We start from the raw sequence: 24612 nt of genomic DNA, 5'->3' as shown, positions 1-24612 counted from the left end.
GCTCAAGCCCCACCCCGCTTCGCCGCCTCGCAAATCTCACAAAACGGCGTGCCGTTTTTGGCGGCGGCGGCCAGCGCTTTCGCCTGCGGCGTTTGTAAATCGCTGACGCTGACAGAGTCCAAGGACTGACTTTTCTTTTGCAAGGGCGCGGCCTGCGTGTCGGTGATCTGACCGGGCTGGTCGTTTGCCGCTTCCTTGGGCGCGGTCGGCGCGGTCGGCGCGGTCGGCGAACTTCCCGAACCGGACCCCGCCGCGCCGCCGCTGTTGATCAGCACCAACGGCGCGCCGCTGATGACCACGCCGGCCGGACTGATATCGACGAAACTGGCCCCGGCCTTGAGCGTCAATTGCACCCCCGCCTCGATCACCACTTTCATGCCCGCCTTGAGGTGGATTTCCATGCCCGCATCCAAGGCGTGCCTCAGGCCGACCTTTTCCTGCCTGTCCATGCCCACCTTGAGCGACAAACTACCTCCGACCTTCTGGTTCCAATCTTGTTTGACCTCCTGGTGCTTCTCGCCCGCCACTTGCTCGAACTGGTCGCCCTTGCCACCCGCGCCCGACTTCACGATCAGATGCTTCTCGCCCTCGACCTGCTCGAACTGTTTCTTCTTGACGATCAGATGCCGTTCTTCGCCGATCCACTCCAAGGCGTCCTTTTTGACCCGAATGTCTTCATTGCGCTCGGCATGGAGAAAAATCTGCTCCTCGCCCTTCTTGTCCTCGAACCGAAATTCATTGAAGCCGCCGCCGCCCTTGCTGGATAGGCTTTTGAGGGTGGACAGCGTTTTGTTATCGGGCAGCGCGTAGGGTGGCATGTTGATGCCGTTGTAAACCCGGCCGGTGATGATCGGTTGATCGGGGTCGCCTTCCAAAAACTCCACGATGACCTCATGGCCGATGCGCGGCAGATACACCGTGCCCCATTTCTTGCCGGCCCAGCCTTGGGCGACCCGAATCCAGCAGGAACTGTTCTCGTCGGCCTTGCCGTAGCGGTCCCAATGAAACTGACATTTGACCCGGCCATATTGGTCCGTATAAATCTCCTCGCCCGCCGGGCCGACCACCACCGCGGTTTGTGGTCCCTGCACCACCGGCTTGGGCGTGATCCTCGGCGCCCGATACTGCTGCTGGGCGTCGATAGCGGTAATTTCGCCCTGGTACGGCTTGCCGGAAATGCCGTAGCCAGAAAAGGATTCGTATTCATCCGACTCCAAGTGATGGGTGGCCGAAACGATCAAATACTTACGGTTTTGGTCGTCGCGCGGGCAATTGCTGAGGCTGAACAGATAACCCGCCGCCAAACCGGCGGCATTGCCGCGCCCCCGCGCGACTTCCTGCTGGGCCAACAGCTCTTCCAGGCGAATCTTGGAATAGCTGTTGCCGTCTCCCAACTCCGTGTACTCACCCGGATAGTCATACATTTCAAAACCGGATTGCGCGTGAGCCTTGGGCTGGTTCAACACCGCGCGCAGCGATTTGCGTGGTGCGGTAAAGTCGTAGTCGTTTAAAAAATAAGCGCCGGGCTGGACGCTTTGGTCGATCAACCATTCCGACAGCGCGTCCCGCTCGCGGCGATCGTGAGCATCGGGCGGGAAAAACGGCACTGATTCATATTTGGGAAAGCCGCCGTGGGAGCCGACGCCGTCGGCTAACACCAAAGAATTCTTGCCGTTTTCATGCTCGAAATAATAGTAGATACCTTCCTGCTGCATCAGGCGGCTGACGAAATTGAAATCCGTTTCGCGGTATTGGACGCAGTATTCCCATTGTCGGTAGCTGCCGCTCAGCTTGTCCTTGAAATCCGTGAACCCATGCCCCCGGAAGACCTCCTTGATGATATCGGGCACCGTTTTATTCTGAAAAATCCGACAATCCGAGGTGCGGGTCAGAAACCACAACCAGGAGTTCAATTCGGCCCGATAGACGCCGTAGCGCAGGCCGCGCGTGCCTTCATAACTGAAGCGGGTCACAAAGCCGTTGAAATACCGGGTTCCCTGCTGGTAGGGCAGCGCGAGCCGAACCGTCATGTTGGTGCCGAGCACGTCCGCCAGCTTGATATCGGTTTTTTCGCTGAACAGCTCCAGATGTCCTGCAAACAACTGCCCGAGCTGCTCCGTAAAAGTCATGCGCCCGAACAACAGTACGTCCTCGCCGAGAACGCTGTTGACCGCGATCATTCGATATTTTTGAGTGGTGGCCATGATTCCGAACTCCGTATCCCGTTGTCGCCCGCAACTGACGTTGAGTCTAGCAGTACGCTTTGCAAAAAAAGAGCCAGCCCGCCCGTCGACCGGAGTCTTCGCGCGGCGAGTCTTTGATGCGCTAGACTTTTAGGATCCCCATCACGCCCGGAGGTCCAGCCTCATGCCAGGTCGCATGGAATTCCAGTTCGCCCTCCCGAAATCGGTTTCGGCTCCGCGTCGCCAGAACCCGGACGCACCCGCGCGCATCCTGATCATGGCGGATTTCAGCGGGCGCGCTCACCGAGACCCATCGCCCTCGGCGCCCAGCGAACGCGCCAGCCGATCGCTGGTGCGGGTAGACGCCGATACGCTCGATGCCGTCATGGCGCGGCTGGCGCCCGCATTGCGTCTGCCGCTCGCTGGCGAAACCAGCGGCGCCACCGTCGCGATCAGTTTTGCAAGTATCGACGATTTTCACCCTGACGCGCTCTATCAGCGCCTGGAACTTTTCCAAGTCTTACGGCGCACCCGCGCACGCCTGCTCGATCCGGCCAGCTTCGCGCGGGCCGCGGCCGAGCTGAATTTGGGTTCCGCCCCAGCATCCGCCCGATCCGAAGCCAGCCCTGCTGCTGAAGAGCACGACCCCGCTCTGCTCGAACGTTTGTTGGGCCGGCCGGCCAGCCCTGCGCCGGCACGGTTTACCGCTCCGAGCAGCGACGCGCTCGCCGGCTTGCTGCAAGCCGTCGTCCGACCGCACATCGTGAACATCAATCCCCAGCAAAAGAGCTGGGTGGCCGCGGTGGATACCGCAACCGGCGAACAACTTCGCGCGATCCTGCATCATCCCGCGTTTCAAGCCCTAGAGGCGGCGTGGCGGAGCGTACACGACTTCGTCATGGCTGTGGACAGCACGGAAATTTGCATCGAGCTGTTAGATGTCACCCGCCAGGAGTTGTTGGATGACTCGGGCGCGGCGGCTGGAGAGCCACCAGCGACTCAGCTACGCGCCTTGCTGGAGGAGCGTGGCGCCGGCATGGACGACGGACCGCTCTGGTCGTTATTGATCGGCGATTACCAGTTCGGCGCCACGGCCGAGGACGTGGCTTTGCTGGGCGCTTTGGGAACTTTGGCCGCCCGTGCCGGCGGTCCCTTTCTGGCGGCTGCTTTGCCGGAAACGCTGGGCGCTTCATCGCCGGCGGCGTTGGCCGATCCCACCTCGTGGCCAGCACTGCCAGAAGACCATCAGCGGCATTGGAACCGGCTGAGGACGAGCGCGGTGGCGCCCTGGCTGGGTCTGGTGTTGCCGCGCGTCCTCCTGCGGCTGCCTTACGGCTCAAAAACCGATCCCATCGAATCATTTCCTTTCGAAGAAATGCCGGCGGGGCACGATCCCGCCGCTTATCTTTGGGGCAACCCAGCCTTTATCTGCGCGCGATTGATCGCGGCGGAATTCGGCGAAAGCGGCTGGCAGGAAGGGCTCGGTGCCATGACTGAACTCGATGACCTGCCCGGCCACGCTTATGAGGATTCGGGGGAGCGGGTGCTGCAACCCGCCACCGAAATCTTGTTGGGCGAGCGGGCGCTGCACGCCCTACTGGCGCGCGGCCTCATGCCGCTGGCGGGCCACCGCCAGCGCAGCGTGGTACGGTTGCTTAGATTTCAGTCGCTGGCCGATCCGCCGGCGTCTCTGGCGGGACCTTGGCAGGTTGTTTCATGAGCGGGAATTTGCCGGGAAGACCGGAAGCGGGCGCTAATTCCAGTGAATCGCCCTCCCGACGCTTGGGAGGGCGATTTTCAGCGCGAACCCTATCGCTCTTTACGGCGCGCTACCGCCACTGCTCTCGGTCGTCGTAACGCTCGCGGCGAGGGGGCGGCGGGGCGAAGCGATCATCCCGCTCGTCCCAGAAGCGGTTGCGGGGCGGCCGGCGATCGGTCTGGGCGCAGTCGATCACCCCCTGACGGCACAGGGTGTCACGCCACGCATACTTGATGAAAAACTGGGAAAACGGCCGCCGCTCGGGGGTGAATTCCACCTGCCTGGACGGAGACCATTCGGTTTCGCCGTAGCCGGTACCCGGTTCCGGGCTCTTGCGGGCGGCGCCGGCGGAAGGGGCTGATTCGGCCGTTGGCGGCGCGGAGCCGCGTTGGGTGCCGTAGCGGTCGCCTTCGCGCTCCCAGCGCGGCGCGACCTCCCGAAACGCCGCCACCGCGATCACTCCCATGGCGGAATAGTCGCCCCACGAACCCGCATAGGAATCGCCGGCGTCGGTGAAATAGAAGCGGTTGATCCGGTTCTTGCCGGTCCGCCAGCCCTCGTAGGTTTCCTGCTGATAAGGCCCGAGCACGTACATCCGCTCGTCCGGCTGGAGTTCGGAACGCGCGCCGGACACGATGTTGCGGCCGTCCACCGCGACCACCACGCCGATGCGCCGGTCCGTGCGATTGCGCAGCCGGATCGAATACTTCTGGCCGCGTTTGGCCTCCAGGTACGCCTTATAAACACCCGGCCGCTCATCGCGCCGCAGCGGATATTCCGCAAGGGCACCGCCATGATCACCGATCACTTCGACCTCCACACCATCGACCGCCGAGCGCTGCGCCGAAACCGTGATCGGGGCCAGCGCGACCAGCAGCGCCATCCATCCTGCTTGCCATCTTTTCATGGAATTCACTCTCATGTGCTCGATCAATTCTTTTCTTGGGGCGTTACTTTCTATATCGTTGGTCAGTGTGACTCAGCCTAGAAGCGGCCGGCTGAATCCATACTGAATAGAGTTCGGTTTACACCTTATCGAGCCACCGAAGCAACCGGTTGATGGTTCAGTGCTGATTCATCCTTAACTCGCTACGCTATAAGCTCATTCCATCCATCGCTTTTACCTGGAAGCCTTCCACCATGTCCGACAAGGTTCAGCGATCACGAGGTCTGGCGTTGCTGGCGCTGGCCGGCTTGCTGGTCGCCAGCGGCGTGCAGGCGCAAGGGTTTTGGCGCAATCGGGGTGGTGATTACGGCGAACCGCCGCGCGGTCGGGAATTTCGCCCGCCTCCTCGCCAGTTCGCCGATCCAGACCGCGCCGCCAACGCCGCGCGCGAGGCCACCGGCGGTCGGGTGCTGGGCGTGCAAGGCTTGGATCGCGACGGCCGGCCGGGTTACCGGGTCCGCATCCTGCAACCCGACGGACGGGTCCGCAATTTTCACTACGATTCCGACAGCGGCCGAATGCGGGATTGAGCGATCCAACGCCGGCGCGGACAACCCTTATGCGCATCCTGATCATCGAAGACGAAGCACCTTTGCTGGAGCGGGTGACCGCCCAACTGCGCGAGCAGGGCTATGCGGTCGATACGGCCTCGGACGGCCGCGGCGGCCTGTATCTGGGTCAGGAATATCCGTTGGACGCCGCCGTGGTGGACTTGGGACTACCGGATGTGTCGGGCATCGACGTCATCCGGCAATGGCGGGCGGCGGGGCGGCGCTTTCCGATCCTGATCCTGACCGCGCGCGGGCGCTGGCAAGATAAGGTCGAAGGGCTGGAAGCGGGCGCTGACGATTATCTGGTCAAGCCCTTCTACATGGAAGAATTGCTGGCGCGGCTGCGCGCCTTGATCCGGCGCACCGGCGGCTGGACTCAGGCGGTGCTGTCCTGCGGGCCGATCGCCCTGGACACCGGCGCCCAGCAGGTCACTTTGGTCGGCCAACCGGTCGAATTGACCGCTTACGAGTACAAGTTGCTGGAGTATCTGATGCTGCACGCCGGCACGGTCATTTCCAAGACCGAGCTGACTGAACACCTGTATCAGGAAGACGAAGACCGCGACAGCAACGTGCTGGAGGTGCTGGTCGGTCGGCTGCGCCGCAAACTGGACCCCGAGCGCACGCTCAACCCCATCGAAACCTTGCGGGGTCGCGGTTATCGCTTCCGGTTGGAACGTTCCGCTGGCTGAGCGTCGATGCATTCTCTCCGGGGCCGGCTGCTCGTCGCCGCCAGCGTGGTGCTGGCCGCCTTCCTCGGTCTGACCGGACTGACCCTGGATGGCGCGTTCCGCGACACCGCGCTGACCTCCGTTCAGAACCGCCTGCAAGCGCAAGTCCACATGTTGCTGGGCGCGGCCGAGCTGGACGCCTTCAAGCGCCTCACGTTGCCCCAAACCTTGACCGAAGCCCGCTTTTCCACCCCGGATTCCGGTCTGTACGCGGATGTGATGGACAGCCAGGGCAATTTGATCTGGCGTTCGCCCTCGCTGCTCGGACAGGCGCTGCCGTTCTTCCCGGCGGTGCGCAACGCCGGCGAAACGCAATTCGCGCTGCTGGAAGCAACCGACGGTTCACCCTTGTTCATCTTGGCCTTTACGGTCAACTGGGAAATTAACCCCAACCAATACCAGACTTACACCTTTCGAGTGGCTGAAACCCAGGGTGAATATCTCGACCAGCTTTGGAGCTTCCGCCAAGGCTTGTGGGGTTGGCTGCTGGCCGCCACCGGCGTGCTGTTGGCGGTGCAAGGCTTGATCTTGCGCTGGAGCTTGAAGCCGCTGCGGCGGGTGGCCACCGAAGTCAAGGATATCGAGACCGGCCAGCGGGCCGAATTGAGCGGTGGCTATCCTGACGAGCTGCTGCCGCTCACCGCCAATCTGAACGCGCTGCTCCGGCAGAGTCACGCTCGGCTGGAGCGCTACCGCAACGCCTTGGCCGATTTGGCCCACAGCTTGAAAACGCCGTTGGCCGTCCTGCGCGGCACCCTGGAAAACCGGGTTGCTCTCGATGAGCTGCAACAGACCTTGGGCGAACAGGTGGAGCGGATGAATCGCACGGTGGATTATCAATTGCAGCGCGCCGCCGCTTCGGGTCGGATCGCGCTCAGCGCCCCGCTGCCAGTCGCGCCCATCGCCCGTAAGATTCAGGATTCGCTGGCCAAAGTTTATGCCAGCCGTTCGCTGCGCTTGAGCAGCGAGGTGGCGGCGTCGACCATGTTTTACGGCGACGAAGGCGATTTGCTGGAGATTATCGGCAATCTGGCGGACAACGCCTGCAAGTGGTGCCGGCGACAGGTGATGTTGCGCGCTTATCCCGTCGATCGCGACGGTCGAACGGAACTGGTGGTGGAGGTCGAAGACGACGGACCCGGCATCGCCGCCGACCAAGCGCCGCTGCTGCTCGGCCGCGGCCAGCGCGCCGATCCCACGGTCGCCGGTCAAGGCATCGGCTTGGCCGTGGTGCGGGATTTGGTGGAAGAGGTCTACTACGGCCGGCTGGACATCAGTCGTGGCGCGCTCGGGGGCGCATTGGTGCAAGCGCGCCTGCGCTTCCAGGCCAACGGCGGCTGAGCCGGGGCGGATTCAGCCGCGCCGCGCACGGCGCGGCAGCGAAGCGCGCGGTTTCGCGATACTCTTGATGGATGCCGTCACGAGAAACCACCATGCTGTCCATCGCTACTTTCAACCTCTGCAATCTGAGTGCGACCGCCCCGCCAACCCGCCGCCAACGCCTGGGTGCTCTGATCGCCCACGAATTGGCCGGACCGGCCATTTTGGCCCTTCAGGAAATCATGCAAGAAAGCGCCGGCCCAGCAGGAGCGCCGGTTCCAGCCGATGCCACCTATCAGGCGCTGATTGAGGCGGTGACCGACGCCGGTGGACCGGGCTATGCGTACCGGGAAATTCCCCCGTTGGCCGACCGCGACGGCGGCATGGCCGGCGCCAACATCCGCGTCGGGCTGCTGTTCGATCCGGCGCGAGTACGTTTCTCCGACCGGGGCAACGCTGGTCCGGAGGCTAGCAACGGCATTCGTTTCAGCAGCGACGGCCCCAGTCTGACGCTCAATCCTGGCCGCATCGCACCCGCCCACCCCGCCTTTGCGGGCGACAGCCGCTGCCATTGGGCACCCAGCCGCAAGGCGTTGGCGGCGGAGTTCGAGATCGCCGGGCGACGTTTGTTCGTGATCGCTTGCCATTTCAAGTCCATGCGCGCGCTCAACCGCCGCGAAGAGGACTATGCCAAAAAGCAGCGTCACGTCCAAGCCGAGATCGTCCAGCAGTTCGCCGCCGATCTACTGGCTTGCGACCCTCAAGCCGCTATCGTCATCCTGGGCGATCTCAACGACGTACCGGGCTCCAAGACGCTCAAGTTGCTCAAGGGCGAACGGTTTCACAATCTGCTGGACGACCGGCCGCGCGGGCAGTGTTACACCCGCCGTCACGGCGGCCAACCGCAGGCGCTGGACCATATTCTAGTCAGTCCGGCCCTGCGCGGCGGCGCGGTAGCGCGCATCCCTCACCCCAACAGCGATAGCGCGCCCCACGGACCGGAACCGGCCAGCGATCATGATCCGGTCTTGGCGCTGCTCCCCGCCTTTGCCGACCCAACATAAGCGCCCGGTCATACCGGCCGGCCTGTCACGCGGGCGAACGCCTCTCGCACCCACTCGACTCCCGGACGCAACGGCGTTGTATCGGCGTGGGCCTCCGCCCGCTTCACGCTCAGAATCAACGGCAACCAACGGACGCCGTGGCTGCTCCAGGCCGCATTCATCGCTCTGAGCGCCTTGGCGGTATGCACCACCAACTTCACGGGTTTGATCGATTCGGCGCTAGGACTGGCGCAATGTTCGGCGGGCGAAACAACCAGGTACTCACGACAAGCCAGGGGTCGCTCGGCATGAATCGAGCAGGATTCATCCTCCAGAAAGGGGCAGGCGATTCCCAAACCGAAATAAGCCAAGCCGAGCGGTACGATGGCTTCTTCACCGATCTGGCCCGGTTCGAGCAAGACATCCAACAGGCCCGCCGCTTGCAAACGCTCGCGGGCGCGCTCGAACCGATTCCGTATTTCCGACCTTCGAGCTTCGGGCAGTCGCTCGATCAGTTCCTCAAGATGGCGGGCTTCGACTTCGGCGACCGGCACCAGTTGCCGACAACACGCGCCACAGCCTTTCTTGCAAGAGACAACGGTTCCATCCGCCCGCGCGTTGTCCTCGGCCAAGGCGACGAACGAGTCGGTCAGATAGCGGAAAAAAGACAGCATGTCGCCCAGCCGAACCGGCCCGGCCGGCACGGGCATTTCCACCTTCAGCTTTTTTCCGGCAATCACCAATTCAGCGGCTGCATTGACCCACTGGCTGGAATTTTCGATTTCGGAAGGCATCGCGGTTTCTCCTGGTGGCAATAGCGCATTATCGTGCACGGCTCGCGCCAACTTATCCCGGAGTGCTTGCAGAATTGCTCTGGTCTTTAACCGAGTTTCCCAGGGAGCAACCTGTTCGCTCAAGAAGCTCGTTAAGCCTTTTTTCAGCCGCGTTACCGTAAAAATGGCCTCACGACGGGGATCGATCATCATTCGACATCACCCGCCTGTTTGACTTTCCAACGCCTGGAGGATAGACGTGATGAAAAAGACCTTTCTTTTGAGCGCGGCCGCTCTACTGAGCACCTTATTGGCGGCACCCGCCTTTGCCTATGGCAGCGCTGACGATGATTGGGGAACCCCCGCCGATCGGCGGTGGTCAAGAAGCCACGACCGCTTTGAGAGCATCCAGTACCTACGGGAGAAACTGCATCAAGAGATGGCGGAGCGGCGCCACGTGGAATGGACTTACAACCAAGCGCGCCTCAGGAGAGACTGGCCCACGGTACGGTTCGAACGAGGCCGTTTGGATCGTTTGGATGACCAGATCGAGCAGCACCGCCACGAGCTTCACCGCGCCTACGAATACGCCCGACGCAATCGCCACGACCATGATGCTTGGCGGGGCGACTACGGCTATCGCTACAACTGAAGTCGGCGGTCAACTTTCCACGCGCTCGACGATTTCCAGCACTCGCCGATCACCGTCCGCACAACCGACAAAAAAAGGGCTTGGAGCAATCCAAGCCCTTGCTTGATGAAGTGGTGGCCAGGGACGGAATCGAACCATCGACACGCGGATTTTCAGTCCGCTGCTCTACCAACTGAGCTACCTGGCCGGAATCGCGTGGCGCGAAAGACGCGCATTTAAACAACTCGCGCGGGTTCCGTCAAGCGCGCTCAGCCCTTGGGCGGAACATAACCCTCCGGCGGCGCGACCCCCGTTCCGAAAAAGAACTGCGTCATCTGATCTTCCAGAAACTGACGGGATTTGGGTTCGAACGGCGTCAACCGATATTCGTTGATCAGCATGGTCTGTTGCCGCAACCACTGTTGCCACGCTTGCTTCGACACGTTCTCGAAAATGCGTTTGCCCAGTTCGCCGGGGTAAGGCGGCCGGTCCAAGCCCTCGGCCTCGACGCCGAGCTTGATACAGTTCACCAATCGAGCCATCAGTAGAGTCCTAATCGTTCAATAAGTCACCGGTCAGCGCCGCCAGCAAGGTTTTCACCGGGGCCGCCATGCCAAGCCGTTCGCAATCCTGACTGTTATACCAGACAAAGCGATCCCCCGCCATGACGGCCCCGGCGGCGTCGGTCACCAGCGCCGGCACCGGGGTGATGTCGAGATGAAAATGGCTGAAGGTATGCCGCAACACCGTCCACGACCGCCCGATTGCCACCTGCAAACCCAGCCGCCGCCGGCACCAGTCCGCGATCTCGACCTCGGGCGGACACTCGGGAAAACTCCACAGCCCACCCCAGATGCCCGCCGGCGGCCGGCGTTCCAGCAGCACGTCCCGGTCGGCCGAGCGCAACAACAGCATCCGGGTCGCGCGAACCGGCAACTCCCGACGCGGTTTCGGATTCGGAAAAGCAGTTTCCCGCTCCTGGCTGTGCGCCAGGCAGCCCTCCGCGAGCGGGCAGGCGCCGCACAGCGGCCGGCGCGCCGTACAGATCAAAGCGCCGAGGTCCATCATCGCCTGCGTGTAATCCGCCACCCGCTCGATGGGTGTGTAGCGCTCCGCCAATTCCCACAACCGCGCCGCAACCCGCGTTTGGCCCGTCCAGCCGTCCACCGCCGCGAACCGAGCCAGCACGCGCTTGACGTTGCCATCCAGAACCGGCTGGCGCTGGCCGCCGGCAAGGGCCAGAATCGCGCCCGCCGTCGAACGGCCGATGCCCGGTAGCGCTTGCACTTGGGCGATATCCGAGGGCATCTCGCCCCCGTATTGATCCCGCATAATTCGCGCGGCTTGATGCAGGTGACGGCCGCGCGCGTAGTAACCCAACCCCGACCACAGGCCTAGCACTTCATCCAAGGACGCGTCGGCCAGCGTGCGAATATCGGGAAATCGCGCCATAAAGCGCCGATAATAGGGCATCACCGTGGCGACCTGAGTCTGCTGGAGCATGATTTCCGACACCCAGACCCGGTAGGGCGTGGGATTCTCTTTCCAGGGAAGCGCCTTGCGACCGTGCGCGTCGAACCAGGCTAGCACGCGCCGGGCGAACTCCAGCGGAGTCATCGGTCACCTTCCGCCGCTCTAGCGCACCGATCCAGTTTGATGAGGGTTTCGAGCATGGCACGTACTCTGATCGCCGGCTGCGGCGATGTCGGGACCGTTTTGGGAAAGAACCTGCACGCGGCCGGACATCAGGTTTGGGGCTTGAAGCGCCAACCCGCCGATCTGCCGCCCGGCATCCAACCGCTGGCGGCCGATCTCGGCGATCCTGCCACCCTGAGCCGATTGCCGTCAAACCTGGATTACATCGTTTACAGCGCCGCCGCCGCTGGCTTCAGCGAAGCTCAGTACCAAGCGGCTTACGTCGCTGGAGTTCGCAATTTGCTGCACGCTCTACAGAAAGGCAACCAGCAACCGCGACGGCTGTTGTTTTGCTCCAGCACGTCGGTCTACGCGCAACACCGAGGCGAATCGGTGGACGAAGGCTCACCGGCCGAGGCTGACGGCTTTAGCGGGCGGTGCATCCGCGCCGGCGAAGAACTGCTGTGGAGCAGCCCCTGGCCGGCGGTCGCCGTGCGCTTCGGGGGCATCTACGGTCCCGGCCGCACCCGGCTGATCGACAGCGTGCGCGAGGGCACCGCCATTCGACCGGCCGGCCCTCCGCTCTACACCAACCGCATTCACCGCGACGACTGCGCCCGAGTGCTGGAGCACCTTCTCAGTTTGACGGACGCGGACCCGTTATACGTCGCCGTGGATGACGAACCGGCGCCGTTGGATGAGGTGTTGGGTTGGTTGGCGCACCAGCTCGGTGTAGCGGAACCACCGCCGGCTCCCGAGTCTCCCTTGAAACCCGGTGCCGGGGGTCGCGATGCCGCCGCGCGCCTGCGCGCCAGCAAACGCTGCCGCAACACGCGCTTGCGAGCCAGCGGCTTCCGCTTCCGCTATCCGAGCTATCGTGAGGGTTACGGAACTCTGCTGCGCGCCGACTCGGACAATAACCAGAGGGTATGAAGCCTAAAACGCCGCGCTGGAGAAATCGTAGCTCATCTCGCGATACGGATGCTGCAAGAAAAAGCCCTGTATCAGATCGACGCCCAACGACCAAAGAATCGGCAAGGTCTTCACATCCTCCACGCCGCCGAGGATGGTCGCCGCGCCCAACGCTTCAAGATTCTCCACGAGCTCCTTCAGCACTTCCTGTTTGCCGGGATCCTTGGTCAACCCGTTGACGAAGTACATGTCCAACTTGACATAATCGGCGCCCAGATTCTTCAACAGCCCCACGGAATCGGAACCGCGACCGAAGCGATCCAGACAAAATCCGCAACCCAACAACTTGATGCCGCCGAGAAATCCGAACATGTCGCGCAAGCTGCGTTCGGCGGTGGCCTCGGCCACCTCAAACACGATGCGCTCGGCCTCCACATCGGCCTGTTCCAGCCGCTCGCGCAGCCAGCCGCTCAGCGTCCGGTCTTGCAAAGTCACCGGCAACACCTTGATGAACAGCGTGATCGGCGCTTTGCGCTGCCGCAGCATCGCGATGGCGTGTTCGATGACCCAGCGATCCAGTTTCAAGCCGAGCTGATGGTTGTGGACCACCCCGAACACGCTGCCCGGCACGATTTCCTGACCCTGGTTGTCGCGCAGCCGCAGCAGTACCTCGTAGCGCTCCACGGCGTCGCCGCGCATGCTGGCGATGGGTTGAAACACCAGCCAAAGGCGTTCGTGATCGTAGATATCCTGGACCTGCTCCAACATCCGCGTTCGCAACGATGCTTCCTGATCGCGCTTCACGGCCAACATGTTTTCGTGGACGAAAATGCGGTCGCTCTTGCCCTCGCGCGCCATGCCGCACGCCGAGTCGGCCCGCTGGATCAGCATGAGATGATCCTGGCTGCGGTCGATCGCCACCGCGATGCCGACGTTGACCCGCAACAGTAACGCCTGTTCGCCGACCTTGTAAAAACCGGTTTCCAACACATCGCGGATGCGCCGAGTCAGCTTGATCAACGACTCGCCGGCCACATCTGGAATCATGATGGTAAAAATGGCGTCGCTGAACCGGGACGCCTGCTGGTCGGGCGCCAACACCTGTCGCAGCCGGCTTGCGGCCTGGCCGATCACTTCGTCGGCCGTCGCCACGCCGGCGGTATCGCGGATGGAACGCAGATTGTCCAGCATGATAAACAGCACCGCCAGGGATTGGATGCGCAAACCCATGGTTTCCAGCGATTGTTCCAACAGCATCAAAAACCGCCGGCGATTGAAAAATCCGCTGACCACATCGTTATCGGTCAGCATGTTGAGCTTGACCCGCATCGAACGCGACCGGCGCAGCCGCTGCTTGACCTCCCAGGACAGATAACTGGTCGGCACCGGCTTGATCATCAAGGTGGCGCCAGCCACGTTCAAATTCGTCAGGTAATGCGCCATATCGGCCTGAAAACACAGCAAAACCATCGGCAAGATGTCGCATTCCCGATGCTGGGCAATCATATGGGTCAGCTCCGCGCCGTTGATTTCCTTGATGTCCAGGTCGATCAACAACAAATCCGGCCGAAAGCGGTGAATGTCCTGAAGCACCTGCAACGGCTGGATCACCACCAGGGGCGTGATGCCTTGCTCCTCGAACGCGCCCGCCATTTCCCAGGCTTCGGTCGGCCGGTCGTTGACGATCAAGACCCGGTAATAATCCTGCGCGGTTTGGGGCAGCAAAAGTTCGCCCAGCACGCCCAGCAAATCATCCGCATCGACCGGCTTGGTGAAATAGGCGGCGCTGCCGATCCGCACCGCATCCAGGCGCGCGGTCATGTCGTTGCGCTCGGTGAGGATCAAGACCGGCGCCCGCAAGTTGATCTGAGCGCGCAAGCCGGCGATCAGCCACAGCGCCTTTTCCGGACCTTCCGGGAAATCCATATCGAGCAGAATGGCTCCGGGCATCCGTTCGTGCAGCCGTTCTTCGGCCTGATTCAGATCGGCGATGAGCCGCACCCGATAGCCGACATCCTCCAGCTTGGCCAGCAACGGCGTTCGTTCATCGGGCGTGATCAAAAATATTTCCGGCAACGGCGCTAGCCGGGGGCGAGTTCGCGGCTCCTCGCTCAAGGCCATGCTCTTTTCGGTGACCAAGCCGTGGTGCAAGGCATCGATGAGCGCCGTCAGCCGTTGTCGGTCTGTTTCCTGCGGCACGCCGCCAGCCGCCAGACAACTTCGGACGTGATGCTCCAACTGCGTGACGAGTTTGAGAAGCTGACCGTTATTTTGGTTTTGCGCGAACTGCACCATGTCTTGCGACAGACGCCCCATCATCGCGAAGGATTTCGCATTCCACTTGACGTAGAACAGCTTCTGCCATAGATCATCGATCAGTTTGAGGTGATTGACCAACATGGCGTGTTGGCCATTCTGGCTGTCAGCCTGATTCACGATTTATCTCCTAAATTTGTCAGCCAGCACGTCCAGAATCTCGCGTTCAGCAGCCTTGGCCACGCCCAGACGACTTAAACCTCTCAACCCCGCAAGACGGTTTTACTCACTTATTTTATATAACAGATCAACATCATAGCTGATTCACATCGCGGACCGCACCCCGCGCGGCGCTGGTGGTCATGGCCGCATAGGCGCGCAGCGCCGCCGAGACCGTCCGTTGCCGGTTGACCGGTTGCCACGCGCCATCTCGCGCCGCGCGCCGCCGCTGTAACTCGGCGTCATCTACCAGCAACTGAAGCCGGCGATTGGGAATGTCGATTTCGATGGGATCGCCTTCCCGCACCAGCGCGATGGTCCCACCTTCCGCCGCTTCCGGCGACACATGACCGATGGACAAGCCGGAGGTACCGCCGGAAAACCGGCCATCGGTCACCAGCGCGCACGCCTTGCCGAGCCCCTTGGATTTGAGATAGCTGGTCGGGTACAGCATCTCCTGCATCCCCGGCCCGCCCCGCGGTCCCTCGTAGCGAATCAATACCACATCGCCCGCCTGAATGCGCCCGCTCAGGATCGCCTCGACCGCCTCTTCCTGACTTTCCATGATCCGCGCCGGCCCGCGAAACACCAGGATGCTCTCAGCGACGCCGGCGGTTTTGACGATACAGCCCTCCTCGGCCAAATTACCGTACAGCACCGCCAGACCGCCATCCTGGGAATAGGCGTGCGCCCGGTCGCGGATGCAGCCGCTCTCTCGATCCAGGTCCAGGCTGGGCCAGCGGGTCGCCTGGCTGAACGCTTCCTGGGTCGGAATGCCGGCTGGCCCGGCCGAATAACGCAGGCGCGCTTCATCCCACGAACTCGGACGGGCGATATCCCAGCGCTCCAGCGCCTCCGCCAGGGTTTCGCCGTGGACGGTGCGCACCTCGCGATGCAACAGACCGGCCTTATCCAGTTCACCGAGAATGGCGATGACGCCACCCGCTCGATGCACGTCCTCCATGTGGTATTTTTGGGTGGCGGGCGCCACCTTGCACAGATTGGGCACCCGGCGCGACAGGCGGTCGATGTCGCTCATGGTGAAGTCCACCCCGCCTTCTTGCGCCGCCGCCAGCAGATGCAGCACGGTATTGGTGGAACCGCCCATGGCGATGTCGAGACTCATGGCGTTTTCGAACGCCTCAAAGGTCGCGATGCCGCGCGGCAACACCGCCGCATCGCCTCGCTGGTAATAGCGCTGGGTGAGTTCGACGATGCGCCGGCCGGCCTCCAAGAACAGCTCGCGGCGGTCGGCGTGGGTGGCCAACAGCGAGCCGTTGCCCGGCAAGCTCAAGCCCAGGGCTTCGGTGAGACAGTTCATGGAATTGGCGGTGAACATGCCCGAGCAGGAGCCGCAGGTCGGGCAGGCCGCGCGCTCGATTTGGGCGACCTCTTCATCGCTGGCCTTATCGTCCGCGGCCGTCACCATGGCGTCCACCAAATCCAGCTTCACGTCACGGTCGGCCAGCCGGGTCTTGCCGGCCTCCATCGGCCCGCCGGAGACGAAGATGGCCGGAATGTTCAGGCGCATGGCCGCCATCAACATGCCAGGCGTGATCTTGTCGCAATTGGATATGCAGACCAGCGCGTCGGCGCAATGGGCGTTCACCATGTATTCGACCGAATCGGCGATCAGCTCGCGCGAGGGCAGCGAGTACAGCATCCCGCCGTGGCCCATGGCGATCCCGTCATCCACGGCGATGGTGTTGAACTCCTTGGCGATGCCGCCGGCCTGCTCGATCTCCCGCGCCACCAGCTGCCCCAGATCCTTAAGATGGACGTGGCCGGGCACGAACTGGGTGAAGGAGTTGGCCACGGCGATGATCGGTTTGCCGAAGTCGCCGTCCTGGACGCCGGTGGCCCGCCACAGCGCGCGGGCACCCGCCATGTTGCGGCCATGAGTGGTGGTACGGGAGCGATAATCGGGCATGTAAGCACTCCAAAAATCAGAAAAAACCGAAACGGCGGACAAGATGTCCGCGCTCGGACAAGATTCTAAGATAATTTCGGTCGTTCGGGTCCTCTTATGCAAGCGGCTTGTAAAAATGCCGCAATGCCTTAGTCTTTATGAACAGAATTTCATGCGTCCGGCCAAACCGCGTTCGGCGCCATCTCATTTCTTATACTAACAAAGAGGTTGTCATGACTCGATTTGCCTTACCTTCGTTCGTGGCTTTGGTCGTTTGCGGGGCCTTGGCCGGCACCGCGCAGGCGGCCGGCGATCCGGCGGCCGGGAAAGCCAAATTCGAAACCTGCACCGGCTGTCATGCCATTCCCGGCTACACCAACGCCTATCCGACCTATCACGTACCCCGACTGGGCGGCCAACATCTCGACTATGTCGTCGCCGCGCTCAAAGGCTACCAAGCCGGCGAGCGCCAGCATCCGACCATGCACGCCAACTCGTCATCGTTGAGCGAGCAGGACATGCAGGATATCGCAGCCTACCTGTCAAGCTACCCACTGGCCAAGGAGGCCAATCCGATCAGCGGCAACGTCGCCGCCGGCAAAGTGAAAAGCGTGACCTGCGTGGCCTGCCACGGCCCGGACGGCAACGGGACCATCCCCCTCTATCCCCGGTTGGCCGGGCAATACGAGGATTACCTGACCAAAGTCTTGCACGATTACAAGACCGGAAAACGGACTAACTCCGTGATGAAGGGTATGGTTTTGCCGCTGACGGAGCAGGATATCGCCGATCTGGCCGCTTATTTTGCCAGCCAACCGAAAGGGTTGGTGGTGGTCGGGCATAACTGAGCGCGCCGGCCACGGCCCGCAATCGCTCGCTTGGGACCCCGGCAACCACGGGCTCCCGCCCGGACTCACCGGGTATCGCGACCGCCTTGTTGCTTGCCTCGACTACCGAGCGGGAGAATAAGGCAACCACCGTTGGAGGGCGGCGGCGAGCGCGTCCATTTCATAGGGCTTGGTCAGGTAATCGTCCATTCCGCTGGCGACGCAGCGCGCGCGATCTTCGGCCATCGCATTGGCGGTCATGGCGATCACCGGAGTGGGCGGACTGCCTCGCCGCTGTTCCCAAAGCCGGATTTCTTGGGTCGCGGCATGGCCGTCCATCAGCGGCATTTCCACGTCCATCAACACCAAATCATAGTTTCCCTGGCGGAATTTCTCCAAGGCTTCCAAACCGTTGCTGGCGATCTCGTAGGTCGTGCCAAAGACGGCCAACATGCTGGAAGCCACCAATTGGTTGACTTGATTGTCTTCCACCAGCAACACGTGGCCGGGCCAATTGGCGCTCGGCTCGATCCGATCATCGGTCACGCGGCGGCTTGCGGCTTCAGCGCCGGCCGCCGGACTGGCCGCGACCGCCGCCGTTGGCTCTGGCGCGAGGTCGATGTGCTTCAGTGGCAAGGAAAACCAAAACTGCGTTCCATGGCCGGGGCGGCTTACCACGCGCAAGACCCCGCCCATGGCGCCGACCAAATCCTTGCAAATCGCCAACCCCAAACCGGTGCCACCGTACTTGCGGGTCGTGGATTGGTCGGCCTGCGTGAAGGGCTTGAACAGCTTTTGAACCGCGCTTTCCGCCATGCCGATCCCGGTGTCCCAAACCCCAAACCGCAGCGCGCCGTCCGCCGGCTCCAGTTCGACGCGCAAGCCCACTTCGCCCCGTTCGGTGAATTTCACCGCGTTATCCAGCAAGTTGATGAGCACCTGTCGCAAGCGGGTCGGGTCGCCCTCGACCTGGCTTGGCAGCTCCGGCGCAATCTCAAGCTTGAGCTCTAGGCCCTTGATTTGAGCGCGTTTCACCGCCACGGATACCACTTCATCAATGGTCTGTCTGAGTTCGAAGGCGATGCACTCCAGCACCAGCCGACCCGCTTCGATCTTCGCCAGATCCAACACCTCACCGATCAAATCCAGCAGGTGCTCGCCGGCGGTATGAATCCGTTGCGAATAATCGCGTTGGACCGGCGTCAGCGCTTCCCGATCCAGCAATTGCGCGAAGCCGAGAATCGCGTTCATCGGCGTTCGCAGCTCGTGGCTCATGCGTGAAACGAAATCGGATTTGGCGCGGCTCGCCCGCTCCGCTTCATCGCGGGCCAGGCGCATCTCGCCCCAGGCGCGCACCAGTTTGTCGTTCGACTGTTTGAGCTGATGGGCGAACAAGAGGCCGATCAGCGTCACGGCGCCGATCACCAGCACCACCAAAACGGTCTCGGTGATTTTGTAGCGGTCGCGCTGGGCGGCCAGCTGCCCTTCCAAGCCTTCCAGTCGATGCTGGCTTTCGAAAAACAGCCGGTTAGCGTTTTCGTTGAGCCGGAAGAAGAACGAGGGCAGCAATTTAAAATAAATGAGGATATCCCGAGTCACCGCTTGCAAGCTCTCGCCGTTACGCTGCGCCCGGCACTCCTCACGCAGTACGAGCAAGGCCCTCAATTCCTTCACCTTGGCCTTGATTTGATCGAGATGCGGACCCAGCTCGATAATTTCCATGACATATCCCTTGTCCTGTTCGTCAGGCTTGAAATGAGCCTCGCGGACCATTTGCTCCATCTCTTCCACATTCAGGTGGATCTGCTGTTGGACCGTTCCCCCGTCCTTCAACACCGCAAGATCATGCTCCAGCTTGCTCACCTTTTTCAGGAATTCTCCCTCGATTCTTTCCTGAGCCTGGATGACTCCCGCCATCGCCATTCGATAGACATCCATTTCAATGCCTTGAATGTTGCGAACGATTTCCTCACCGATGAACAGCCGCGCCCGTTCGTTGGCGCTGCGCGCCCCCAGTTCGTCGATCAAGTTGGAAAACAACTTATTCAGCATCACAATCAGCAGAAAGCCGACGAAAAACAAACCGATCAGCCACAGGAAACGCAGCGGAGACGCTACCTTGGACTCACTGATCGGCGGCGGCTCCGATTTCGTCGGATCAACGCTCTGCTTGACTGCGGTCACCATGCGCCGCGTTCGCCGGAAAATCGATCGTTCACTGGACTACGGTCTTGTTATCGAGAAAACCGTGCTTGCGGAAAATCGCCTGGCCTTGTTCGGAAGCCGCATACGCCATGAAACGTTGAGTCAGCTCCTTGCTTTTTGAGAAAGTCAATAAATTGAGCAACAACGCTTGCGGTTTTGCCATTGCCGGGTCCATATCGATCACATCGACCACTTCGGCGTTATCCGGAAAAAACCCGGTCGCGCGCCAGTTCATCACGAGGTCAGCCTCTCCTTTTTTCATGGCATTGTTGAGGCTGCGAGAATCGGAAGCAACCAAAACGGCCTTATCGATCACTTGTTGGTAAATACCGATCGAATCCAGGATTCGCTTGGTTTCCTGACCCACGCTGCCGCTTTCCGCATTGCCGATCATCATCGTGACATCCTCGCGCAACAGCTCCTTGGGATCTCCCTTCACTTTTTTTGGATTACCCTTCCGCACCATGATGGCCATTTGATTGTATCCCACGGTCACCACCTCGCCGAGCAAGCCTTCGGACAGGTGTTTGGCGCGGTAAGTGGGCTCTCCCGCCAAGTACAAATCTCCCAGCCCACTCTTTTTGGCGCTCTGGTAGAGATCTTCCGATCCGCCCTGCGCGATGGTGATTTTGATATTTTCCTTCTGCTCGAAGCTGTGCGCGATCTCTGTCATCGGACGCACCAGGGTGATGCCGCAATACACCAATAACTCCGGTTGCGTTTGCGCCTGTGCGACCGCGCTGCCGGAACAGGCAAGCATCCCCCCTAACAACAGCCAAGCCCCGGTTATTCCACCCATCAGTTTATTTAACATCACATCGATATCCTTTATAGTTTGGCCTTGCTCGTTGATCCGTGCGGCGAGTTCGCCTTCGCCTCACGACCGACCAGTCAAGCAATCCTTGAGCCAGCCGCCCGTGGAGGCAGCGGCCGAGAAAGCCACCGAACTTTCCCACCGTCCGCCCAAGTCGCCAGCCAGCCCGTGTATCGCTGTTTTTCCCAGCGCTTCGCTCGAAATGACCGTACCTCGGCCACGCCCCGCCCGGCGGCTCGCCCGACCGCCGAGGTCTGCCGCACTCCGACAGCTTCTGCTTCTTGCAGCGCGTGAGCCGCGCCGAAGGAGCGTCACCACCTGTCGGAAATCTGTCACGCTACCCCTCGTGAACCCGTTGCTTTCCACGCCCGCACCCTCCAGAATTTTATGGCTGGGCCACTGTCAAATTTCCACCCTTCCCGTCCGCCGCCACCGAGTTTGGAGACATCCATGTCCTTTCACCGAATAGGAAAATACCTTATCGCCACCGGGGTGAGCTGCGCCATGCTGGTAGGCTGCGCCACCCAGCCCGGCGGCACCATGGACGACCGCCAGCAAACCGTCGCCGAAGGCGCGGTCATCGGCGCGGTATTGGGCGGCTTGCTCGGCAGCGCCGTCAGCGACCGCCACAAAGGCAGGGGCGCGCTGGTCGGCGCGGCCGCTGGCGGCTTGCTGGGCGCCGGCATCGGCAGTTCGATCGCCGACCGCAAAGCGCACTATTCGCGAGAGGAGGATTTTCTGGTCGCGGAAATCCAGCGCAATCAGGACTTCATCGCGGAAGCCGACGATCAGAACCGCCAGCTCTACCAGGACATCGCCCGGCTGGATCGCGAATCGCAGCGGCTGGCGCGCGATTACCGCGCCGGCAAGGCGACGCGGGACGCCTTGGCCAGCCAGCGAGCCAACCTGGAACAACAACTGGCCAAAGCCAAGCAGATCAACTCGCTGGCCGAGAAACAATTAGCGGACGCCAGCGAGGTCCACCAAGAATCCCGTCAGAAGCGGGGAGCGCGGGACAGCTATACTCGGCAGCTCGAATCCAACGTGGTGCAATTGAAGGAAATCCGCCAGCAATCCGCGCAAAACGTCAGCAGCTTGCAGCGGGTTTATGACAGCATGGCGATCTAAGGGCGATGGCCGAACCTCGGTGTCTCCACCTCAAAGCCTTCGAGAAGCGGGAGCGGATTTCATGAAATTAACCAATTTTTCCAGTATCTTACTCGGCGTGCTCGCCCTCGCTGGTTGCGCGGCCGACCCCGGCAACGACCCGCGTTCGGGCGGTTTTTTGGGTGGCGTGCGCGGTTTGGCATCCGGCGACTACGAGCTGCGCCAACAACAGTTGCGCGGCGAACGGGACGAATCCCTCAATGAGTTACGGGCTCTGCGCCGAGAAGGCGAGGCGCTGGAGACCACCCGCGCGATGAAAGCCGACGAAGTCGCCGCGCAACGGCGGCAGTTGGCTTCGCTCAAGGCCCGCAACCAGGAAACGGCCCGACGGATCGACCAGTTGCGGCGTTCCAAATCCGCCACCGAACAACGGACCGCCGAGCTGCGCCGCAAGCAACAACAACTGACGCGCGATATCGGGCAGTTCGAGACCGAACTCGAACGGGGCCAGCTTACCGCCCCGCAAGCCGACGCCAAGCGGCTCGGCCTGGAGCGGCAGTACGACGCCATCAAGGACCTGTAGTTTTCCCGACCCCGCGCGGACCCACCGGCCACCAGCGCCTCATGCCACCTCGCCGTCTCCCGCTGGCGCTGCTGCTGGCGTCTTGCCTGCTGACGCCGCCGGCCAGCGCGCAAAACAGCGAGCAAAATCGCTATTATGTCCAGCAAATGATCGAATTGGCCGCCACCAACGACGACAACGGCGTGACGGCCATGCAGCGGGTGCTGGAACAAAGCCTCAAACCGACAGCGACCGATCCGGCCGGCGCGCGGGCTGCCCTTCAGCGCGGTTTGGCGGCTTTGGAACAGAACGAACTCACCACGGCCTTGAGCGCGTTCCAGCAGGCCAGCCGCGCCGACGCCAGCAACATCGAGGCCAGCAACTATCTGGGATTGGTCTATCGCAAGCTCGACCGGCTGACGGAAGCGGAAAGCACTTTGCAGCTAACGCTGGTGCTGGAGCCGGCTCGCGCGGTCGCCTGGTTCCAACTCGCCCAGGTCTACGGACTGCAAAAAGACCCGCATCGGGCCTTGGGCGCACTTGCCAATACCTACCGGTTCGCTCAGAACCCCATGCGCGCCGAGGAAATTTTGCGCAACATCGCCGAAAATGAAACCGTCGATACGTTGCGTGATGCCGCCTTGGCCGCCTTGCGGCTTTACCATCTGCCCGCCGAGGCAGCGATCGTGCCGCCGCTTCCCGCCAATCCAGATATCAAACCCTTGAACGCTCGGCCCGGTTCCAGGTCTGGCGTGCTCTCCAAACGGCTGGCGCCATGAAGGCCATTCTCGCTTTGCTGGCGTCGGGCATCATCCTGGCTTGTAGCAAGCCGGCCAGCGCCGCGAGCCAATACGAAACTTTCGATTATTACGTCCAGCAGATGATCGCTCACGCGACCGCCAACGATGTGACCGGAGTACGAACCTTTCAAGAGCAGTTGGAGCAGCTGCGGCGGCCGGACGCTGGCGATTCCGTCAAAGCCCGGCCTTACCAGCAGCAGGGTTTGGAGCACTTGGGCCGCACTAATCTCAAGGCGGCGCTGGCGGCGTTCCGCCAAGCGTTCATCGCCGATCCGGTCGATCCGGAGATCGCCGGCCAACTCGCTCAGACTTATCTGCGCCTGCGCCGCTTTAAGGAAGCGGAGCGGCTGGCTGTTTACACGCTGTCGCTGGCGCCGACGCAATCGGCAACCTGGAGCGTGCTGGGCGAAACCTACGGCCAAACCGGCGACGCGCCACGGGCCGCCGGCGCCTTCGTCAATGCTTACCGTTTCGCCAAGAATCCACCCCAGACCGTCGAGCGCTTGCAGCAGCTGGCGACGGCGGACTCCGAGCCGCTAAGAGCCGGCGCCCTACAGGCGCTGGACGCGATCCGCCCCCCCGCCAATAGCCCGGCGACCACCTCCAGCGCTCTGCCAGCTCCCGCAGCGAAACCGACCGCTCCGCCGGGATCAATGCCACCGACCGACGCCGCCGCGCCCGCGCGCGCATCTTCCGCAGTCCCGGCAGCGACTGCCGGGCCCGCGGCGCTCAGCACGGTCCTCGGTTCGCTCGGACGCGGCGTGGAAAACGCGAGCCATCCCCCCGACCCAGCCACATCGGAGACCGGAGCGCCGCGGGCGGCGGTCGCCGTCAGTCCCGGACAGCGGATTTACCGGCGCGCCAGCCCCCTCACTTGTCTGATCGTCACCTTCCGCAACGGCAAGAAGGACAGTTTGGGCAGCGGCTTGTTGGTCTCGTCCGACGGGCTGGTCATCACCAACCACCACGTCATCGACAAGGCCGACAATTTGGCGGTTCGCTGCGGCGAACAAGAATCAACCGCCAGCGTGCGCGAACGCAGCAGAAAACCGGATTTGGCGCTGCTGGCGACCGCGCTCAAAAGCGCGGAGAGTTTCGCGCTCAACGAAAGCTACGATTCGAATTTGATCGGGCGGGATATCTTCGTGATCGGCAATCCCTATGGCCTGGAAGGCACCTTTTCGACCGGCGTCATCAGCGGCTTGCGCGAAATCGACGGGGTGCGCTACATCCAGATTTCCGCGCCGGTCAGTCCGGGCAACAGCGGCGGCCCGGTCATCCTGCGAGATGGCAGCGTCATCGGCATCGCCGCCATGGGCCTCAAGGCGGGACAAAATCTCAACTTCGCCATTGCCTCCACCGAAGTCATCGCCTCCAGACTATTCGATCCCAAGCGGATGAAAAGCCAGCCGCTCGCCGACCCGTAATC

General features: G+C 62.1%; 21 protein-coding genes and 1 tRNA gene. 12 read left to right on the top strand and 10 right to left on the bottom strand.

Translation table 11 applies throughout. The annotated features are described in order from the left end of the window. Positions 1 to 2: 2 nt before the first annotated feature. On the bottom strand, positions 3 to 2204 hold the full coding sequence (locus IPK09_03595; GenBank protein ID MBK7982698.1) for a type VI secretion system tip protein VgrG: 2202 nt from the start codon (positions 2202 to 2204) through the stop codon (positions 3 to 5). A gap of 163 nt (positions 2205 to 2367) precedes the next feature. Here IPK09_03595 and IPK09_03590 point away from each other — a divergent pair, with 163 nt between their 5' ends. Next, positions 2368 to 3903: a type VI secretion system contractile sheath large subunit gene (locus IPK09_03590; GenBank protein MBK7982697.1), complete on the top strand. Its 1536-nt coding sequence runs from the start codon at positions 2368 to 2370 to the stop codon at positions 3901 to 3903. A 109-nt stretch (positions 3904 to 4012) separates the two neighbouring features. On the opposite strand, the gene IPK09_03585 is transcribed toward IPK09_03590, so the two are convergent. After that, positions 4013 to 4825, bottom strand: a complete 813-nt coding sequence (locus IPK09_03585; GenBank protein MBK7982696.1) for a hypothetical protein — start codon at positions 4823 to 4825, stop codon at positions 4013 to 4015. 257 nt (positions 4826 to 5082) lie between these two features. Here IPK09_03585 and IPK09_03580 point away from each other — a divergent pair, with 257 nt between their 5' ends. The 4 genes from IPK09_03580 to IPK09_03565 all read left to right on the top strand — a co-directional run bounded on the left by IPK09_03580 (position 5083) and on the right by IPK09_03565 (position 8554). Next, positions 5083 to 5418 (top strand): hypothetical protein, encoded by a 336-nt coding sequence (locus tag IPK09_03580; GenBank protein ID MBK7982695.1) that lies wholly within the window; start codon positions 5083 to 5085, stop codon positions 5416 to 5418. A 29-nt stretch (positions 5419 to 5447) separates the two neighbouring features. Then, a complete protein-coding gene (locus IPK09_03575) occupies positions 5448 to 6131 on the top strand; it encodes a response regulator transcription factor (GenBank protein ID MBK7982694.1) in 684 nt (227 codons plus the stop codon). A 6-nt stretch (positions 6132 to 6137) separates the two neighbouring features. Beyond that, positions 6138 to 7511: a hypothetical protein gene (locus IPK09_03570; protein ID MBK7982693.1), complete on the top strand. Its 1374-nt coding sequence runs from the start codon at positions 6138 to 6140 to the stop codon at positions 7509 to 7511. Positions 7512 to 7582: 71 nt separating this feature from the next. Next, positions 7583 to 8554, top strand: a complete 972-nt coding sequence (locus IPK09_03565; protein ID MBK7982692.1) for an endonuclease/exonuclease/phosphatase family protein — start codon at positions 7583 to 7585, stop codon at positions 8552 to 8554. 8 nt (positions 8555 to 8562) lie between these two features. On the opposite strand, the gene IPK09_03560 is transcribed toward IPK09_03565, so the two are convergent. Continuing rightward, positions 8563 to 9327 carry a YkgJ family cysteine cluster protein gene (locus IPK09_03560; GenBank protein ID MBK7982691.1) on the bottom strand — a complete coding sequence of 255 codons (765 nt, stop codon included), beginning with the start codon at positions 9325 to 9327 and terminating at the stop codon, positions 8563 to 8565. A 241-nt stretch (positions 9328 to 9568) separates the two neighbouring features. Here IPK09_03560 and IPK09_03555 point away from each other — a divergent pair, with 241 nt between their 5' ends. After that, positions 9569 to 9958 (top strand): hypothetical protein, encoded by a 390-nt coding sequence (locus IPK09_03555; GenBank protein MBK7982690.1) that lies wholly within the window; start codon positions 9569 to 9571, stop codon positions 9956 to 9958. Positions 9959 to 10069: 111 nt separating this feature from the next. On the opposite strand, the gene IPK09_03550 is transcribed toward IPK09_03555, so the two are convergent. The 3 genes from IPK09_03550 to mutY all read right to left on the bottom strand — a co-directional run bounded on the left by IPK09_03550 (position 10070) and on the right by mutY (position 11554). Next, positions 10070 to 10145: transfer RNA gene (locus tag IPK09_03550), tRNA-Phe, on the bottom strand. Between the two features lie 61 nt (positions 10146 to 10206). Then, positions 10207 to 10479, bottom strand: a complete 273-nt coding sequence (locus IPK09_03545; protein ID MBK7982689.1) for an oxidative damage protection protein — start codon at positions 10477 to 10479, stop codon at positions 10207 to 10209. 10 nt (positions 10480 to 10489) lie between these two features. After that, the gene (gene mutY / locus IPK09_03540) at positions 10490 to 11554 is read right to left on the bottom strand and encodes an A/G-specific adenine glycosylase (GenBank protein MBK7982688.1); all 1065 of its coding nucleotides are present in this window, start codon (positions 11552 to 11554) and stop codon (positions 10490 to 10492) included. A 54-nt stretch (positions 11555 to 11608) separates the two neighbouring features. Here mutY and IPK09_03535 point away from each other — a divergent pair, with 54 nt between their 5' ends. Continuing rightward, on the top strand, positions 11609 to 12505 hold the full coding sequence (locus tag IPK09_03535; GenBank protein MBK7982687.1) for an NAD-dependent epimerase/dehydratase family protein: 897 nt from the start codon (positions 11609 to 11611) through the stop codon (positions 12503 to 12505). A gap of 3 nt (positions 12506 to 12508) precedes the next feature. On the opposite strand, the gene IPK09_03530 is transcribed toward IPK09_03535, so the two are convergent. Then, positions 12509 to 14920 (bottom strand): EAL domain-containing protein, encoded by a 2412-nt coding sequence (locus IPK09_03530; GenBank protein ID MBK7982686.1) that lies wholly within the window; start codon positions 14918 to 14920, stop codon positions 12509 to 12511. Between the two features lie 133 nt (positions 14921 to 15053). Then, a complete protein-coding gene (gene ilvD, locus IPK09_03525) occupies positions 15054 to 16889 on the bottom strand; it encodes a dihydroxy-acid dehydratase (GenBank protein ID MBK7982685.1) in 1836 nt (611 codons plus the stop codon). 212 nt (positions 16890 to 17101) lie between these two features. Between ilvD and IPK09_03520 the strand changes: the two genes are divergently transcribed. Further along, entirely contained in the window at positions 17102 to 17716 is a 615-nt protein-coding gene (locus tag IPK09_03520; GenBank protein MBK7982684.1) for a cytochrome c, read from the top strand. 102 nt (positions 17717 to 17818) lie between these two features. Here the strand turns inward: IPK09_03520 and IPK09_03515 are convergent, their stop codons facing one another. Both IPK09_03515 and IPK09_03510 read right to left on the bottom strand, forming a co-directional pair. After that, positions 17819 to 19882 (bottom strand): response regulator, encoded by a 2064-nt coding sequence (locus tag IPK09_03515; protein MBK7982683.1) that lies wholly within the window; start codon positions 19880 to 19882, stop codon positions 17819 to 17821. 28 nt (positions 19883 to 19910) lie between these two features. Beyond that, the gene (locus IPK09_03510; protein ID MBK7982682.1) at positions 19911 to 20699 is read right to left on the bottom strand and encodes a substrate-binding domain-containing protein; all 789 of its coding nucleotides are present in this window, start codon (positions 20697 to 20699) and stop codon (positions 19911 to 19913) included. A gap of 465 nt (positions 20700 to 21164) precedes the next feature. Between IPK09_03510 and IPK09_03505 the strand changes: the two genes are divergently transcribed. From IPK09_03505 to IPK09_03490, 4 genes are all read left to right on the top strand, one after another. Continuing rightward, positions 21165 to 21842, top strand: coding sequence for a glycine zipper 2TM domain-containing protein (locus tag IPK09_03505; GenBank protein MBK7982681.1), 678 nt, complete (start codon positions 21165 to 21167; stop codon positions 21840 to 21842). 61 nt (positions 21843 to 21903) lie between these two features. Next, positions 21904 to 22404 carry a hypothetical protein gene (locus IPK09_03500; protein ID MBK7982680.1) on the top strand — a complete coding sequence of 167 codons (501 nt, stop codon included), beginning with the start codon at positions 21904 to 21906 and terminating at the stop codon, positions 22402 to 22404. Between the two features lie 41 nt (positions 22405 to 22445). Beyond that, on the top strand, positions 22446 to 23162 hold the full coding sequence (locus IPK09_03495) for a tetratricopeptide repeat protein (GenBank protein MBK7982679.1): 717 nt from the start codon (positions 22446 to 22448) through the stop codon (positions 23160 to 23162). Beyond that, positions 23159 to 24610, top strand: a complete 1452-nt coding sequence (locus IPK09_03490) for a trypsin-like peptidase domain-containing protein (GenBank protein MBK7982678.1) — start codon at positions 23159 to 23161, stop codon at positions 24608 to 24610. Before IPK09_03495 ends, IPK09_03490 begins: the two co-directional genes overlap by 4 nt. Positions 24611 to 24612 lie beyond the last annotated feature (2 nt).

The sequence above is a fragment of the Candidatus Competibacteraceae bacterium genome (genome assembly GCA_016713505.1).
In the GTDB taxonomy this organism is placed as follows: Bacteria; Pseudomonadota; Gammaproteobacteria; order Competibacterales; family Competibacteraceae; genus Competibacter_A.
The sequence above is the reverse complement of the archived record's forward strand: the minus strand, read 5'-3'. Positions and strand labels throughout refer to the sequence as shown.

Excerpts from the sequence above, each read along its gene's own strand:
- ilvD (MBK7982685.1), bottom strand. The coding sequence starts at position 16,889 with ATGCCCGATTATCGCTCCCGTACCACCACTCATGGCCGCAACATGGCG.
- IPK09_03580 (MBK7982695.1), top strand. The coding sequence starts at position 5,083 with ATGTCCGACAAGGTTCAGCGATCACGAGGTCTGGCGTTGCTGGCGCTG.
- IPK09_03505 (MBK7982681.1), top strand. The coding sequence starts at position 21,165 with ATGTCCTTTCACCGAATAGGAAAATACCTTATCGCCACCGGGGTGAGC.
- IPK09_03555 (MBK7982690.1), top strand. The coding sequence starts at position 9,569 with ATGAAAAAGACCTTTCTTTTGAGCGCGGCCGCTCTACTGAGCACCTTA.
- IPK09_03515 (MBK7982683.1), bottom strand. The coding sequence starts at position 19,882 with ATGGTGACCGCAGTCAAGCAGAGCGTTGATCCGACGAAATCGGAGCCG.
- IPK09_03570 (MBK7982693.1), top strand. The coding sequence starts at position 6,138 with ATGCATTCTCTCCGGGGCCGGCTGCTCGTCGCCGCCAGCGTGGTGCTG.
- IPK09_03595 (MBK7982698.1), bottom strand. The coding sequence starts at position 2,204 with ATGGCCACCACTCAAAAATATCGAATGATCGCGGTCAACAGCGTTCTC.
- IPK09_03585 (MBK7982696.1), bottom strand. The coding sequence starts at position 4,825 with ATGGCGCTGCTGGTCGCGCTGGCCCCGATCACGGTTTCGGCGCAGCGC.
- IPK09_03590 (MBK7982697.1), top strand. The coding sequence starts at position 2,368 with ATGCCAGGTCGCATGGAATTCCAGTTCGCCCTCCCGAAATCGGTTTCG.
- mutY (MBK7982688.1), bottom strand. The coding sequence starts at position 11,554 with ATGACTCCGCTGGAGTTCGCCCGGCGCGTGCTAGCCTGGTTCGACGCG.
- IPK09_03500 (MBK7982680.1), top strand. The coding sequence starts at position 21,904 with ATGAAATTAACCAATTTTTCCAGTATCTTACTCGGCGTGCTCGCCCTC.
- IPK09_03545 (MBK7982689.1), bottom strand. The coding sequence starts at position 10,479 with ATGGCTCGATTGGTGAACTGTATCAAGCTCGGCGTCGAGGCCGAGGGC.
- IPK09_03495 (MBK7982679.1), top strand. The coding sequence starts at position 22,446 with ATGCCACCTCGCCGTCTCCCGCTGGCGCTGCTGCTGGCGTCTTGCCTG.
- IPK09_03575 (MBK7982694.1), top strand. The coding sequence starts at position 5,448 with ATGCGCATCCTGATCATCGAAGACGAAGCACCTTTGCTGGAGCGGGTG.
- IPK09_03510 (MBK7982682.1), bottom strand. The coding sequence starts at position 20,699 with ATGGGTGGAATAACCGGGGCTTGGCTGTTGTTAGGGGGGATGCTTGCC.
- IPK09_03490 (MBK7982678.1), top strand. The coding sequence starts at position 23,159 with ATGAAGGCCATTCTCGCTTTGCTGGCGTCGGGCATCATCCTGGCTTGT.
- IPK09_03560 (MBK7982691.1), bottom strand. The coding sequence starts at position 9,327 with ATGCCTTCCGAAATCGAAAATTCCAGCCAGTGGGTCAATGCAGCCGCT.
- IPK09_03520 (MBK7982684.1), top strand. The coding sequence starts at position 17,102 with ATGACTCGATTTGCCTTACCTTCGTTCGTGGCTTTGGTCGTTTGCGGG.
- IPK09_03535 (MBK7982687.1), top strand. The coding sequence starts at position 11,609 with ATGGCACGTACTCTGATCGCCGGCTGCGGCGATGTCGGGACCGTTTTG.
- IPK09_03565 (MBK7982692.1), top strand. The coding sequence starts at position 7,583 with ATGCCGTCACGAGAAACCACCATGCTGTCCATCGCTACTTTCAACCTC.